Origin of the sequence: Halorussus caseinilyticus, assembly GCF_029338395.1 — an archaeon.
In the GTDB taxonomy this organism is placed as follows: Archaea; Halobacteriota; Halobacteria; order Halobacteriales; family Haladaptataceae; genus Halorussus; species Halorussus caseinilyticus.
In genome coordinates this window covers 76,494-90,334 of the sequence record NZ_CP119811.1, presented here as the reverse complement: position 1 = coordinate 90,334, position 13,841 = coordinate 76,494, and the positions used below count along the sequence as shown (strand labels likewise).

General features: G+C 62.9%; 12 protein-coding genes. All 12 read right to left on the bottom strand.

Features of this window, described 5'->3' with window-relative positions; genetic code table 11:
• Position 1: 1 nt before the first annotated feature.
• The 12 genes from P2T60_RS19995 to P2T60_RS19940 all read right to left on the bottom strand — a co-directional run bounded on the left by P2T60_RS19995 (position 2) and on the right by P2T60_RS19940 (position 13,710).
• Complete coding sequence (locus P2T60_RS19995) at positions 2-1,132, bottom strand: TrmB family transcriptional regulator (RefSeq protein WP_276282730.1); 1,131 nt, start codon at positions 1,130-1,132, stop codon at positions 2-4.
• Between the two features lie 79 nt (positions 1,133-1,211).
• Entirely contained in the window at positions 1,212-2,042 is an 831-nt protein-coding gene (locus P2T60_RS19990; protein WP_276282729.1) for an aldo/keto reductase, read from the bottom strand.
• 54 nt (positions 2,043-2,096) lie between these two features.
• The gene (locus P2T60_RS19985; RefSeq protein WP_276282728.1) at positions 2,097-2,621 is read right to left on the bottom strand and encodes a GbsR/MarR family transcriptional regulator; all 525 of its coding nucleotides are present in this window, start codon (positions 2,619-2,621) and stop codon (positions 2,097-2,099) included.
• Positions 2,622-2,729: 108 nt separating this feature from the next.
• Positions 2,730-3,662, bottom strand: coding sequence for a UbiA family prenyltransferase (locus P2T60_RS19980; RefSeq protein WP_276282727.1), 933 nt, complete (start codon positions 3,660-3,662; stop codon positions 2,730-2,732).
• 349 nt (positions 3,663-4,011) lie between these two features.
• Entirely contained in the window at positions 4,012-5,010 is a 999-nt protein-coding gene (locus P2T60_RS19975; RefSeq protein ID WP_276282726.1) for a polyprenyl synthetase family protein, read from the bottom strand.
• A gap of 35 nt (positions 5,011-5,045) precedes the next feature.
• The gene (locus P2T60_RS19970; RefSeq protein ID WP_276282725.1) at positions 5,046-7,658 is read right to left on the bottom strand and encodes an efflux RND transporter permease subunit; all 2,613 of its coding nucleotides are present in this window, start codon (positions 7,656-7,658) and stop codon (positions 5,046-5,048) included.
• 158 nt (positions 7,659-7,816) lie between these two features.
• Complete coding sequence (locus tag P2T60_RS19965; protein ID WP_276282724.1) at positions 7,817-9,898, bottom strand: prenyltransferase/squalene oxidase repeat-containing protein; 2,082 nt, start codon at positions 9,896-9,898, stop codon at positions 7,817-7,819.
• A complete protein-coding gene (locus P2T60_RS19960; protein ID WP_276282723.1) occupies positions 9,895-10,653 on the bottom strand; it encodes a hypothetical protein in 759 nt (252 codons plus the stop codon). The genes P2T60_RS19965 and P2T60_RS19960 overlap by 4 nt, the downstream gene beginning before the upstream one ends.
• A complete protein-coding gene (locus P2T60_RS19955; RefSeq protein WP_276282722.1) occupies positions 10,650-11,375 on the bottom strand; it encodes an ABC transporter permease in 726 nt (241 codons plus the stop codon). Before P2T60_RS19955 ends, P2T60_RS19960 begins: the two co-directional genes overlap by 4 nt.
• Positions 11,365-12,105: an ATP-binding cassette domain-containing protein gene (locus tag P2T60_RS19950; protein ID WP_276282721.1), complete on the bottom strand. Its 741-nt coding sequence runs from the start codon at positions 12,103-12,105 to the stop codon at positions 11,365-11,367. The genes P2T60_RS19955 and P2T60_RS19950 overlap by 11 nt, the downstream gene beginning before the upstream one ends.
• A complete protein-coding gene (locus P2T60_RS19945) occupies positions 12,102-12,692 on the bottom strand; it encodes a hypothetical protein (RefSeq protein WP_276282720.1) in 591 nt (196 codons plus the stop codon). The genes P2T60_RS19950 and P2T60_RS19945 overlap by 4 nt, the downstream gene beginning before the upstream one ends.
• Positions 12,685-13,710: a hypothetical protein gene (locus P2T60_RS19940; RefSeq protein ID WP_276282719.1), complete on the bottom strand. Its 1,026-nt coding sequence runs from the start codon at positions 13,708-13,710 to the stop codon at positions 12,685-12,687. The genes P2T60_RS19945 and P2T60_RS19940 overlap by 8 nt, the downstream gene beginning before the upstream one ends.
• Between the last annotated feature and the right edge of the window lie 131 nt (positions 13,711-13,841).

Genomic DNA, 13,841 nt, shown 5'->3' with positions numbered 1-13,841 from the left:
GCTACGTCTCCGGACGGTCGCGTCTGTCCCCTCTCTTTTCCGGTTTCTCCTCCGGAATTAGCGTCCCTCCCGCGCCGACACCCACCAACGAGATTCGCCGGACTTCGACATCCTCGAAGACGGCACCCCAGCCACCGAGTGTGTACGTCTCGTCGCCCGCGTCGAGGCTGACGACGGTGTACGCTCCGAGGTCCGACAGGGCCGTCCGGTCGGGCTTCCGGTGGTCGCCGAGAAACGAGATGTCGGTCACGGTCCCGTCGATAGTCGTCTCGGCTCCCGTGGCCAAATCGACACCTTCGAGTAGCACTCGGAGGTCGTAGTCGTCGGCCACCAGTCGGTAGCAATCGAGGACGAACTCTTCGAGAGTCACGTAAGTAAACTGGTCGCTGTCGTCGACGTAGACCGTGGGGTAGAGGTTCCAGAGGCAGGTCAAGTAGTACCAGTGGAACACGAACGGCAGGATTCGGTCGTAGACGAGGACGCCGTAGTCCTCGTCCGACCGGGTGTTCGGCGCGAAACACGTCCGATGCCGGTCGATGACGACGAGAAACGGACCCGGAATCGAGCAGACTCGTAGCTCCGAGAGCGCACCCTCCGGGTCGAACCCCTCGATGGTCGTCCGACCGTCGCTGGCGTAGACCGATGCTCTGGCGATTACCCCGCGTTCGCGCGCTTCGCGGAGCGCCGGGAGGAGTAACTGTATCTGGTCGGCCGTGCCAGCGATTTCCACGACGGTTTCGGCGTCGCTAATCAGGTCGCGCGCGTTCTCCACCGCCGTCTCGACGCGCTTCGTGACTCCGACTCTGGCGTCCATCTGGACCGGCTTCCGGTACCGGTCGTGGACCTCCTCGGCGGCGTCCTGTAGCAGTTCCCCCCGCGATTCGAGGTCCTCGATTAAACTGTCCGGTTCACACGGGCGGACGTAGAGCTTCTCCCGCTCGATGGTCTCGGCGTACCCTTTCGACTCCAGACTTCGGAGAACGTCGTACACTTGAGAGACGGGGACCGAACCCTCTCGACCGATTTCGATAGCCGGTGAGACACCCATCTCTAGCAGTGTGAGATACGCATCGACCTGATAGGCGGTCAGGTCGGCGTACTCGAGTGCCTGCGTGAGAACGTCACGGTCCATGCTGGGGTACAGTGGCTACCATCATATGAAGGTTCGTAGTAGCAGACGCCCGAGACTGCCGAGACGGACGTTTCGGTTGTCAGGGGAGGCGACGAACGACCGACGGGAGGCGGTTCCGCAGACGCACCCGAAGCGACCCGGTGCGGTCGGCGATTCGGGCCATCTCGTCGTCGGTGAGCGAGAACTCGAACACGTCGAGGTTCTGTTCGAGGTGGCGACGACTGCTGGCTTTCGGGATGGCGACGACGCCGTGTTGTTGGACGAGCCAGCGAAGCGCCACCTGTGGGGCACTCTTGCCGTATCGCTCCCCGATGCGCGCTAAGAGCGCGTCCGAGAGCAGGTCGCCTCTCGCCAGCGGACTGTACGCGGTGAGCGCGACATCGTTTCTCGTACAGTACTGCCGGAGCGAAGACTGGTCCTTGTACGCGTTGTAGAGCACTTGGTCGGCCACGAGGGGCACGTCGGCGACTTCCCTCGCTTCTCGAAGTTGTGACCGCGTGAAGTTGCTGACGCCGAGATGCTCGACTGCGCCCGACTCGTACAACTCGGTCATCGCGTCGAGCGTCTCGGCGACCGGAACGCGGCGGTGGGGCCAGTGAACCAACAGCAAATCGACGTACTCGACGCCGAGTTCGTCCAGACTCTCCTGCACGGAGTCCAACACGTCCCGATACCTGAGATTCGAGCGCCACACCTTCGTCGTCAGAAACACCTCCTCGCGGTCCACGTCCGACCGAGCGATGCCCTCGCCGACCGCCGCCTCGTTGTCGTACACTTGGGCGGTATCGACGTGGCGGTAGCCAACGTCCAGTGCGGTCCGGACCGTCTCGGCGCAGTCCGACCCCGTGTTCTGCCACGTTCCGAGGCCGACTTTCGGGATTCTGGCCGCACCGGTCTCGACGTACTCCATGCGTTCGCGTCACGTCGAAGCCTAAAAAGGAGCTGGATACGCCGTTCGGCGGCGTCAGTCGCGCCGAAGTCGTTCCACGAGGTCGTCGAGGTCATCGACCGACGCGCTCGTGAGAACGTCGAGGAGCGCCTGACTCTGGTCGTACGTCTGCTTGAGCGACCGAATCCGTTCGAGGTCGTGTTCGGCCTCGTCGTCGATTGCTTCGAGGTCCGCCTCCGCGGATTCCAGCGTCTCAGTCATAATCCGGATTTCGTGTTGGACCTCGCGGCGGAGGAACTCTTGGACGACCCGCCAGAAGTGAGACTCCGCCTCGTAGAACGCCTTCTTCCCTTCCCCCGGAACCGACCGCCGGTAGACGAGGTGTAATTGCTCCATCTGTTTCATCGCCGTACTCACCGTGGATTTAGCGTACCCGCTCTCCTCGACGAGTTCGTCGAGCGACACCGGACCGCCCGCGAAAAAGAGGATGCCGTACAACCGGCCGTAGCTCCGATTTAAACCGTAGATTTCGGCGCTGTGTTCGAACGAGTCGATTACCTCGTCTCGAACCGCTTTCACTGGGTTTCCCTCGGTACCCATGTTGTTCACGACGTTCGATACATAGCGAAGTCATTAAATTGTTGTGTCTGACGGTCGGACGCGGGCGTTCACCGCGTCAACACAAAGGCGTCGTCGGTGAGAACGACGTTATAGCAGTTGGACGCCGTAGTATCCGAGACCGAGCATCAGGAGGTAGACGCCGTTGAGTGCGTCCAGTTCGTAGACGAGTCGGTGGTACTTGCCGTCTCTGTCGTACAGCAGGTAGACGACGACCAGTGCGAGTACCGCGAAGACCGGAAGCCACGAGTAGAGCTCGAACACGAGACCGAACATGAAGTACGAAATCGGGAGACCCACGATGAGGAGTCGGCGAACGCGGTCACGACCGAACTTGACGACGAAGTTCTCGCTGTCGGACTTCTCGTCGTGTTCTGCGTCCTTGATGTCTTTGTACGACACGTTGATGGTCATGACCAGCGTTATCAGCGCGAAGATGAACAGCGTGAACGCCGACGGTTGGTTCACGACCGTCGCGGAACCGAGGAGGAAACAGAATCCGCCGAGCAGTCCAATCGAGAGCATCGCGGTGTAGGCGTTCGACTTCAGGCGGATGGGTCGGATGGAGTACGCACCGAACACGACGATGAATCCGAGGACGCTGAGGAGTGCGTACACGTTGATGACGAGTGCGAAGAGGCATCCGAAGACGGACAGCGAGGTACCGGTGTAGAAGGTCACTCGGTCGGAAATCTCGTTTTGGGTGGTCGCTCGGTCCTGATTCGAGTGCTTGTCGGTGTCCTTGTCGTAGAGGTCGTTTATCAACCACTGACCCCAGTTAGCGAACGAGACGGCGACGGCCGCGGCCCCCAGTAGCGGGAGGAGTTCGGTCGAGAACGTCCCGTCTTTCAACTCGAACAGCATCCCGAACGCAATCATCGCCCAGTACGCGAAGGTGCAGGGGACCATCTTCGAGATTCGCTTCAGGAGCGAACTGGTCGCTTGGACCGAGTGGGCCAAGAGAGCCAGTACTCCGACGCCGATACCACCTGCTAACAGTGCGAGGTTGTTAACTACACTCATGATTTTCCGTGTTACTTTCGAGCGCGCTCGCGCCCGGTTCGTCGTTCGGACGGGTTCTAATGCGTCTATCTGATATTTCTAGTCGGAACCCCGGCGACCGATGCGAGTCCGGCCGTCTTCGGTCCCATTGGAAATTTTTCATGTACGTTCGACGCTCGTTTTCGAGCAGGGTTAACGTAAATATAATAATTATGGTACTACTTACTTTTTGCGACTTTCGACAGCGGATAGAGTCCGAAACGGTGAATCGTCACTGAAATCGGTCGTCGGTCAGGTCGTGTGCCCGGATGGTGGCTGGCGAACCGAAGGCCCACGGTGGCCTCTCGCCCTCGTCGCCGCGCGGACCGGCCTACTGGCCCTGCGAATCGGTCCCGCGCGCGACGACGTACTCACAGAGGGAGAGGAGTCGGTCCCGCTGTGGGCAGTCCGGTAGGTCGTCGAGCGTCCGTACGGCGTCTCGGGCGTGAACCCGCATCCGATGGCGAGCGAACTGGATACTGCCGTGGGCTTCGAATCTCTCGCGGACGAACTCCACATCTGCGTCCGAGGTTTCGGCGGGCGGCTTGTCCAAGATGTCGTAAATCGCCTCGTCGTCGGCGTGGACCGCCATGAGCGTTCGCTTGCCCGCTCGAACGTCGGACCCGATAGCGTCCCGACCGCTGTTCGGTTCGAGGTCGAGTACGTCGTCCCGGATTTGAAACGCCTGCCAGAGTCGCCCGAGTCGCTTCTCATCGACCGCGAGCGTGGTTCCGCTCGCCAACTGCGGCGCGGCGATACAGAAGTCCAACAACACCCCCGTCTTCTTCCACACCATCGTGAGGTAGTCCTCTACGGTACAGTCCCGACGGCCGGTGAAGTCGAAATCGAGCTGTTGACCCTCCGTCATCGTCCGGACCGTGGCGATTGCCCGCTCGGTGACGGATTCGGGGAGCGCTTCGAGCGCGTACGACAGGAGCATGTCGCCGACGTTGACCGCATCGGGCCGCCCGAACACGTCCCAAAACGTCGGCTCTCCCCGTCGGGTCCGGTCGCCGTCCGCCAAGTCGTCGTGGACCAGCGAGTAGGTGTGTATCAACTCGACACACGCCGCGATGTCGAGCGCCCGGTCGCGTTCGAGACCGCAGAGTTCCGCCGCGGTGAGCGTGAGTCCGGGCCGAACTCGTTTTCCGCCGGTCTCGACCTGATACGCCAGTCGCTCACTGAACGACGAGTCACCCACGATGTCGGCGATGCGGTCGTCGACGACCGGCCGAACGTCGCTCTTGAGCCACTCGAACACTGCGGACGGCGGCGTACTGCTGTCGATACCGTTCTCCGTACTCGAACCTGCGGCCGGAACGTCGTCCAACGGTGGGACAGAGGGGGCGTCGTACATTAGGTTACTCAGTCGTTGGCAGTAGCTGTCTCGACGGACCCGCTTCCACCGGTGAGCGTCTGTTCACCTATCGCTCGCGTCCAGAGTATCAACAGCGAGGGCAACACGAACACGCTGGCGAAGAACGCGTACACGATGGACAGCGCGATGATGATGCCGAACTGCTGGAGTCCCGGCAGGAACGTGAACGCGAGTACGCCGAATCCGATGGTGGTCGTGACCGCGCTACTCAGCAGTGCGCCGCCGGTTCCGCTTATCGTCGTCGTGAGCGCGTCCCACGGGTCGCTGTGCTGGGTCAGTTCGTGGCTGTACCGCTCGGTGACGTGGATGGCGTAGTCCACCCCGAGTCCGATGGAGATACTGCCGATGACGGCGGTCGTGAAGCTGAACGGGATGTCGAGCAGGTACATCGTCCCAACTATCCAACTCACGCTGAGGAGGGTCGGGACGAGCGTCAGACCTCCGAGGGTCGCGCGCCGTCCGGAGAGTCGGAACGCGATGAGCAGGAGGACGAACACGAGACCGATGGTCAGCGCGAGACTCTCGGCGACCGTCGAGGTGACTCGCTCCATGAACTCCTTGTTCACGACGGGACCGCCGGTCGCGGTGACGGTGACGGCGTCGTATTCGGCGGTGGCCGCGATGTCTTTCGTCGCGGAAGCGGTCTCGGTCGGGGACGCCGTTCCGACGACCGAGATGCTTATCCGGACGGCCTCGTACTCGCCGTCGTCACGGTAGATGACCTGACTGGCCCGTTCGGGTGCCGCCCCGAACAGCGAGTCGTAGACCGCGGTGACGTTTTGGTCGGGGACGCCGTCACCATCGGTGTCGGCGGCCCGGAGCGTCCGATTGACCGTCTGGTTCCGGTCCGCGATTCGATGGGCGAGCGAGACCGGCGACGACACCGCGGGTTCGCCGCCCGGACCGACGTAGGTCGTGTCCGACTCGGCGGCGTCGGCCGCCGCCGCGTCGAGTTTGTCGAGCGTCTTCGGGTCGGTCACCGCCCCTTCCACGAGGACGGTCGTCCGCTTGTCCGGCGTCTGGAAGTTCGACTCGATGTAGTGGAGGTTCTCCTTGACGGTGTAGTTGGCGGGCGCGAGCGGTCCCGGAAGCGATTCGGTCCACTCCGGCGGGTCGTCGGCGATGAACTGCTCTTCGGAGAAGGAACTCTCGACTTGGGTCCCCGCGTACCCGCTGGCGGCACTCACTAACAGGACGGCCAGTAGCACGACTACCGGGGCGCGCCGGGCGACCCGGACGCCGAGAGTCAGCACGGAACTCAACCGGCCGCCGTCGGTGCCGATGGCGCGCTTGCGCCGGTCGAATCCGAACCCCGCGAGCAGGCTATCGAGTTCGACCTTCAGCGCCGGGATGAACGCACCGAACACTATCAGCGCCGAGACGATGCCCGCCGCGCTCACGACGCCGAAGTTCTGGACCGCCGGGAGACTGCTCGTCAGGTTGGTCATGAACCCGATAGCGGTGGTGGCGGTAACGAGCGCGAGCGCGACTCCGACCTTCCCCACCGAACGCCGCATGGCGTCTCGGATGCTCCGGTCGTCCGCCTCCCGTTCTTCCCGGTAGCGCATCACGACGTGGATGCTGTAGTCGATGGAGAGACCGATGAGCAGGACCGGGACCGCTATCATCATCTGGTTGAACACCATCCCGGCCCAACCCATGAACCCGAACGTCCACATCAGGACGAGGACGATGCCGAGGAAGCCGAGTGCGATGTCCAGCAGGTCCCGGTACGCCAGCAGTAGCGTGACGAGGATGAATATCAGCGCCAGCGGACTGATGATGGCGAAACTGTCCGACATCGAGTTGGTCTCCTCGATGGTCACGTACCCCTTCCCGAAGACCACGTGGTCTTGGGACCCGGCCTGCGTCTCGCCGATTTCACGGACCGCCACCTGCGCGTCGATGGTGGCGTCGGTGAGCGTCGCTCCGCTGGTCGTGTCCACTTCGGTTCGTTGGGTGACGACCATCATCCGCGCGTCCGCGGTCGCCGTCCCCGGTTCGTAGTCCTTCGGGAGCAGTTGGAGACCGAGTTGGCCGAGCGGACTCGTCGTGTCCGTCCGGAAGAGGTTCGACACCAGCGTATCGACCTCGCTCTCGCTCATCGACTCCAACTGTTCGATTTGCTGGTCGAGCGTCGGCGTCGTGACGTTGGCGGCGGCCGTCGCGTTACCTCCCGACTGACGCTGTGCCTGCCGTTTCGCACGTCGCTCCTGAAGCACGGCGGCCTGCCCGACGATGCTGGCGACGCTGGTTATCGGCGCGTCTTCGACCAGCGTCTCGTTGACCGTGTCGTTGTTCCGCAACGACTGTTGGTAGCGGAGCGTTCGAACGAGCGACTCCTTCGACAGGGCGTTCCCGCTCTCGTTTCGCGTGACGACGAGTACCTGTGCAGTCCGATTCTCCGACCCACCGAAGTTCTGCTGAACGTACGTGTTTTTCTTCATCACCGTCGATTGGCCTTCGACGGACTGGAACGAAGTCGATTCCTCGACGTGGATGCTACCCGCGCTGACCGCGAGGGTCGCTACCAGTAGCACGACGACGACGGCTTTGCTGTGTTCGCTGACGATACCCGCCAGTCTGTCACTTCGGCTCATCGATACCTCCCTTCGCGTTCGATACGATGCGCTTCTCGACTCATTTTCTCTATATTCTGAATATAACTAATGGCACATAAAAGTAGACGATGGTGGGCCAATCCGAAAATTTTAGTCGTTTGAATATCGCTTTCGCAAGCAGAAAACCGAGACAGGCATTACTTCCTCCATCGGCGCACGAAGAGACCGACGAGGAGCGTGGCAAGCGACACTATCGGAACGAGCGTCTCGGGTTCGGTCGCTTTGTCTACCGTGCCGGGTTCTTCGCGCTCGGGTGCGGTCGGGATGTCCTTCGACTCGGCGTACATCGTCAGGGCCATCAGCCCACCGGTCTGTGTCAACACCGGGTTCCGGTAGGTCGGCACGCCAGCACCGAGTCTGAACGAGGGGTGAACCGCCCACGACCCGTCGGCGTTCTGGTGGTCGAGGAGATAATCGACGCCGCGACGAACCGCCGGGTGGTCGGGCGAGACGCCCGCGGCTAACAGCGCCTGTACCGCCCACGCGGTCTGTTCGACGGTCGAACGACCCCAGCGATGGTAGTCGGACTCGTCGGGGTCCCAGCGTTCTCCCCAACCGCCGTCGGGGTTCTGCTTGTCGATGAGGGTCTGGGCCGCCCGCTGGACTTCGGGACGGTCCATGTCCACGCCGACATCCTCGAACGCGAGGAGAACCGCCGCGGTTCCGTACGTGTACTCGTTGTACCACGCCGCGTCCCAGAGACCGTTCCGTTGGTTGTTCTCCAAGAGGTACTCGACGGCGCGCCGGACCGACTCGTTGTTCTCGACGGTGTACCCGTTCTCACCGACCGCCGTGAGTGCGTGGGCGGTGACGGCGTGGGCTTCCGGGTCGACGAACAACCCTTTGTACGCGTCACGACCGAGTTCGTCGATTGCGCGTTCGCGCTCGCTCTCGTTGAGCGGCGAGAAGTTCGTCATGTAGGTTCCCCAACTGCCGTCGTCGTTCTGGACCGTGAAGAGGAACTGCACCGACCGGTTCGTGAGACGGTCGTCGTAGACGTTGAGCGCGTCGATTGCCAGCGCGGTGTCGTCCCAGTCGCTGTACGTCGAGGGAATCAACGCCCATCCCGCACCGTGGTACTTCCGGAACATTATCGCGGGTGCCGGATTCGACCCGTTCGGTCCGGTCGTTCGGGCGTCTAAGAGCCACTGGGCCGCCCGCCGAAGCGTCTCGTTGTCCTTGGGCACGCCCGTCCGGTGGAGCGTGCGATGGGCGTCCGCCGTGTCGGTTATCGACATCGCAAACGGCGGCAGTCGCCCGTCGTCCCGTTGCATCCGTTCGAGGGCGTCGATACCCTTCCGGACGCTCCGGTTCTCCGCGGTGAAGTTCTGTAACGCCAGCGCGGTCAGCGCCCGGACGCCGCCCTGCGTGACCTCCCAGTTGCCGTCGTGACCTTGCCGACCGAGGATAATCTGGGCGGCGAGTTCCCGCCGGTCTCGGGCGGCCTCAGTCCGGTTGTCGTTGATTTCGGCCACGAAGATGCTCGTCGTCATCGACCCGAGAACCGAGTAGGTGACGATGAACCGCTCGTCCGGGTCGAACCCGTCTTCGAACGCGGGCGTCATGTCGGCGATTTCCTCCGCGCCGCCGCTGATGGACTCGGTGACGAACAGTTCCGAGCGGTTGTACCGGTCGCTCAACTCGAGGTAGTACACCCGCGTCAGGAACGACGCGTTCAGGAACGTCTCGCCCTCGAAGGGTTCGAGCGACATGTTCCGGGTCTCGATTTCGCGCTCGATGTCGGCGACGACATCTCCGTACTCTCCGGGATACGCTTGCCGGAGGAGGAGGAGCGCCGCGTAGTTCGCCGTCGTGTCGTTCCACCCGCCGTCGGCGCGACGCCGGTCCAGCGCGTAGGACAGCGCCTTTCGCTGGCTCTGGTCGGACCCGTTGACGAGTTCGAGCATCAGCGCGTAGTTGAGCGTGATTCGAACGGACCGCGGTCCCGTCTCGTTTCGGTACGAGAGGTTGGCGAACCACCGACCGTCCGAGACCTGATTCAGGAGGTATCCGCGGGAGTCGTCGATGCCAGCACGCACCCGAGAACTACTCACGTTCGTTCCCGCGTCCGCGCGCGTAGCGTTCTCGGACCCGTCGGTGGCGAACGCCGCCGACGGGTCGGGGTCGTGGTCTCCGGACCCGACGCCGATTCCCGTCGCACCGGCGAGGACGCTGGTCACGACCAGCGCGGCGACGAGGAGATTGCTCGCGCAGGTCACGACTCGACCACCCCCGCGCGGTGGAGTGCCGCCGCCGCCAGTAGCCCCGCGAGTCCGAGGACGACCAGCGCCAACTCCGCGTTCAGCAGTCGCGCGCCGTCGCCGAACGCGGCGTCCAAGACGACCTGCATGGCGTGATAACTCGGGAGCAGGGTCATCCACGTCGGCGGGTCCCCGCGGATGAACGTGGGGTTCTGGAACACCGCGATGTCGAGCGTGGGGGTGAACAGCATCACGTAGAGTCCGGCGAGGCGGTCGAACGTCTGTCCGACCGCGAGTCCGACGAGACCGTACGTCACCGCGAGGGTGACGACGCCGAACACGAACTGTCCGAGGTGGTTCGGCCAGACGCTGAGCAGCAAGACGCCGGTGCCGAACGCGGTGGCGACGGCGGCGACTGCGACCAGCAGTCCGAGGCGAGCGACCACGAGGTTCGTCGGACCGAACCCCGCACGGACGAGTCGCCGGTCCGCCCCGCGACTCCGGTACATGGTGAACAGGCCGACCATCCCGGTGACGAAGACGCTCGCCGCCGCGGTCATCACGACCCCGTTTATCTGTCCCATCGGTCGCATCAACTCCATGGTCAACGTGCCCACCGAGACCCGAACCGGGAGGTCCACCGGCGGCGTCAGTTGACTGATGAGTCCGATGTACATCACGGGGAGATAGACCAGCAGAACGAGGAACAGGCGGTCTCGGGCGTACTGGCGGAACCGGAGTCCGAGCGCCGTCCGAACGTGTTCGACGTTCACACTACCCCCTCCGTTCGCATCGCCTGTCGGAACGCGAGTATCACGAGGACTGCGAGGACGCCGCCGTACACGAGTCCGCCGACGACGTTTCCGGCGGCGACGGTCCCGTCTAGGGCCGCCGACTCGAAGAGCGTCTGGGCGTAGTGAAGCGGGAAGAGTTTCTTGACCGCTGGCGGGTTTCTGAGACCGACGCCGAGGAACCCGTCCAAGTCGGCGATGAACACGAGGACGAGCGACCCCGTGAGTTCGTTCGGCACGACCGCGCCCACGAGGACGCCGAGCAGACCGTACGTGACTCCCGCCAGAATCAGCGCCAAGAACGCGACGACCGGGGCGTCCAGCGACAGCGAAGCGCGCAGGACCCCGAAACTCACGGTTGCGACGAGGAGTCCGAACCCGGCGACGGTCGCCAGACGGGTGGCCAGAAGCATCGCGGCGGAGTACCCGGTCTGGACGAGTCGGCGGTCGGCACGCTGTGCGCTGACGATTTGGAACAGGCCGAGGAGACCGGTGATGAACGCGGTGCTGAACACCGCACCGAGCATCCGACCCCGGTTGGCGGGCACCGCCTCCATGAACGGGAGGTCCGGCACGACGCCCATCGCGCGGCCGAAGCCCTCGACCAACACGATGGGTAACACGACGAGCAACACGACGTTCACTCGCGCCCGGAAGAACTCCCTGCCGTGGGACCGGACGCCAGCGGCGAATCTACTCGTCACGTTCGGCCTCCCGTAGCGTCCCGTCTTCGAGTTCGTACACCCGGTCGAACCGGTCCCGCTTTCGCAGGAGGTGCGAGACGATGGCAATCCCGGTTCCCGACGCCTTCAGGTCGTCGGTCAGTTCCCAGAACGCGAGGTACGTCTCCCAGTCGAACCCGGTGTACGGTTCGTCCAACAACAGCACGTCGGGTTCGTGGACGAGCGAGACGCCGAGGTTGACCTTCTGGCGGTTCCCGCCGCTCAAGTCCTCGACCAGCGTATCGAGGTCCGAGACGAAATCGAGTCTGTCGGCGATGTCGTGCATCCGGTCTTCGATGGCGTCGTCGTCGAGTCCGTGCCCGGTCCCGAACAACTCGAAGGTCTCCCGGACCGTGAGTCGCTCGTAGAGGCGACTCGACTGGGGACACCACCCGACATCGCCGATTCGCTCGACGGTCCCGGAGTCGGCGCTGTCGATGCCCGCGAGTATCTTCAGGAGCGTGGACTTGCCGCTTCCGTTCGCGCCCACGATACCCGTAATCTGGCCCCCGTACAGCTCGACGTTCACGCCGTCCAGAACTTCGGTCGCCGCGGTGAACGGGAGCGAACCGCCGTAGGTCTTGCACAGGTCGGTACCCCGGAGGACGACGTTTCCGCCGTCGCGCGTTCCACCCGCGTCGGGAGCGTCGGCCGTCGCGTCGCCGCGACTGGTCGCGTGACCGGAACTGTCGTGGGTGGAATCGGGACTCATGGCTCTTCTTCGACCGGCGCGCGGTCACCTTCCGCCACCCGTTCCGGGTCCAACCGTTCGGTCAGGTCGTCGAGCGCCGCGTCGAAGGTATCGTAACACTCGTCGGCGTAGTGTTGGATGAACATCGGCGGCGACTCGCTCACCGCGAGGGCGGGAACGTCGTGTTCGACGGCGTGGAGGAGTTCGACGGTCGTTCCGCACGAGGGCGTGGGGAAGTACGCCACCATCGCGTCACACGACCGGAGGAGTTCGAGGTCCCGTTCCACGATGTCGGAGATGACCGACTCCGGCGCTATCTCGGGGACTCTCTCGGGGTTCTCCATGACCTCCGCTATCGAAGTCTCCCCGATGGCGTACCCGACGGCGTGGACGTACGGTTCGTCGGGCAGGTCGCCGATGTTTTCGAGAACGTCCTCTACGCCGCCGTCCTCTCCGACCGCGCCTTCGAGTTTGTCGAGCGCACCGGAGTACTGGTCTACCGGCGTAAATCCGGCGTCCGAAAGCGCCCGTCTGTACGTCAGTCGGTACTCCACGAGGTCCGACAGGTCGTGAAAGTCGATGGGTCCCGCGACGAAAACTCTACACATTGGTACTAGTCACCTTCGAAGAGGTATCAGCTTCGTTAAATTCTATCGGTACGCCGAGCGTCTCGGAGTCGCCTCGCGCAACGTCGCGCGCCACGAGTGCGGCACCGAGCGCGGTCGATTTCTCCTGACAGACGTGGACCGTCCCGACGTTCGAGAGGTCCTCGGACAGTCGCCCCCGAACGTCGAACGGTTCTTCGACCCGACTCAACCGACCGCTGAGAATCACGGCGTCGAGACCCGACCCTAGATGCTCCGTGAAGGGGACCAGCGAGTAGACGTTGTGCAGGGTCGCACAGTACACTATCTCCAGCAGTTCCTCGGAGGGGACGCCTTTCACGTCCTCGAAGTCGTAGTCGGAGCGACAGAGGAGACCCGACTTCATGAACGCGTCCTGAAGGTCCTGTTCGTCGTTGCGAATCTGGCGGAGGCACTCGACATCGCCCCACCCGTGGATGAGACCTATCCAGTGGAACGCACCGCGAAGCGCCCCCTCGTCCACGTAACTTGCCATCGCCGACGAACTGACGTTCGCCGCGACGAAGGTGTCGCCGTCGATTTCGGGACCGATGTCGTCGTTCTGGACGACCTCTTGGGCGTAGCGAGCGGTTGCGAACTTGTCGGCCCCGGTCAGCGGCGAGTAGTGACAGAAGTACGGGTGTATGGTATCTAATCCGTCGTGGATGCCGGGGAAAACGGTCGTCGGTATGTCCGACTGCTGGAGTTGGTCGTAGACGAGCGTTCCCGTGCCGAACTCGTGGCCCAGACCGAGGGTATCGACGATTCCCCGGTTCTGGGTCTCGGAGATGTCCACGATGCCGTCGATGTTGTCACCGTAACTGTATCCGTACGAGACCATCTCGATGTCGTTCGGATTGACATGTTCTCGTAAAGTCTCGATGTAGGACCAGTCGCCGTCTTCGTCGGGCGACCGTTCGATGGTGAAGACCTCCCTCGACCCGTCTTCGGACAAGAGGCAGGTCTTCACGCCTGTCGTTGAGTGGTCTATTCCTGCAAACATCAATCTAAACATAACGGAATATACTCATATTAGTTTCGATAAATCAGACGAATATTATTTTTCGAAGTGGCAAAAAACGCGTTAAATATATGCGAATCTTACATACGAGATAATATTTTTAAGTTTAACTG

What these genes read in the sequence shown, in the direction of transcription:
- P2T60_RS19950 (WP_276282721.1), bottom strand. Translation starts at nt 12,105, where the DNA reads ATGAGTCCCGATTCCACCCACGACAGTTCCGGTCACGCGACCAGTCGC.
- P2T60_RS19970 (WP_276282725.1), bottom strand. Translation starts at nt 7,658, where the DNA reads ATGAGCCGAAGTGACAGACTGGCGGGTATCGTCAGCGAACACAGCAAA.
- P2T60_RS19980 (WP_276282727.1), bottom strand. Translation starts at nt 3,662, where the DNA reads ATGAGTGTAGTTAACAACCTCGCACTGTTAGCAGGTGGTATCGGCGTC.
- P2T60_RS19985 (WP_276282728.1), bottom strand. Translation starts at nt 2,621, where the DNA reads ATGGGTACCGAGGGAAACCCAGTGAAAGCGGTTCGAGACGAGGTAATC.
- P2T60_RS19945 (WP_276282720.1), bottom strand. Translation starts at nt 12,692, where the DNA reads ATGTGTAGAGTTTTCGTCGCGGGACCCATCGACTTTCACGACCTGTCG.
- P2T60_RS19995 (WP_276282730.1), bottom strand. Translation starts at nt 1,132, where the DNA reads ATGGACCGTGACGTTCTCACGCAGGCACTCGAGTACGCCGACCTGACC.
- P2T60_RS19990 (WP_276282729.1), bottom strand. Translation starts at nt 2,042, where the DNA reads ATGGAGTACGTCGAGACCGGTGCGGCCAGAATCCCGAAAGTCGGCCTC.
- P2T60_RS19940 (WP_276282719.1), bottom strand. Translation starts at nt 13,710, where the DNA reads ATGTTTGCAGGAATAGACCACTCAACGACAGGCGTGAAGACCTGCCTC.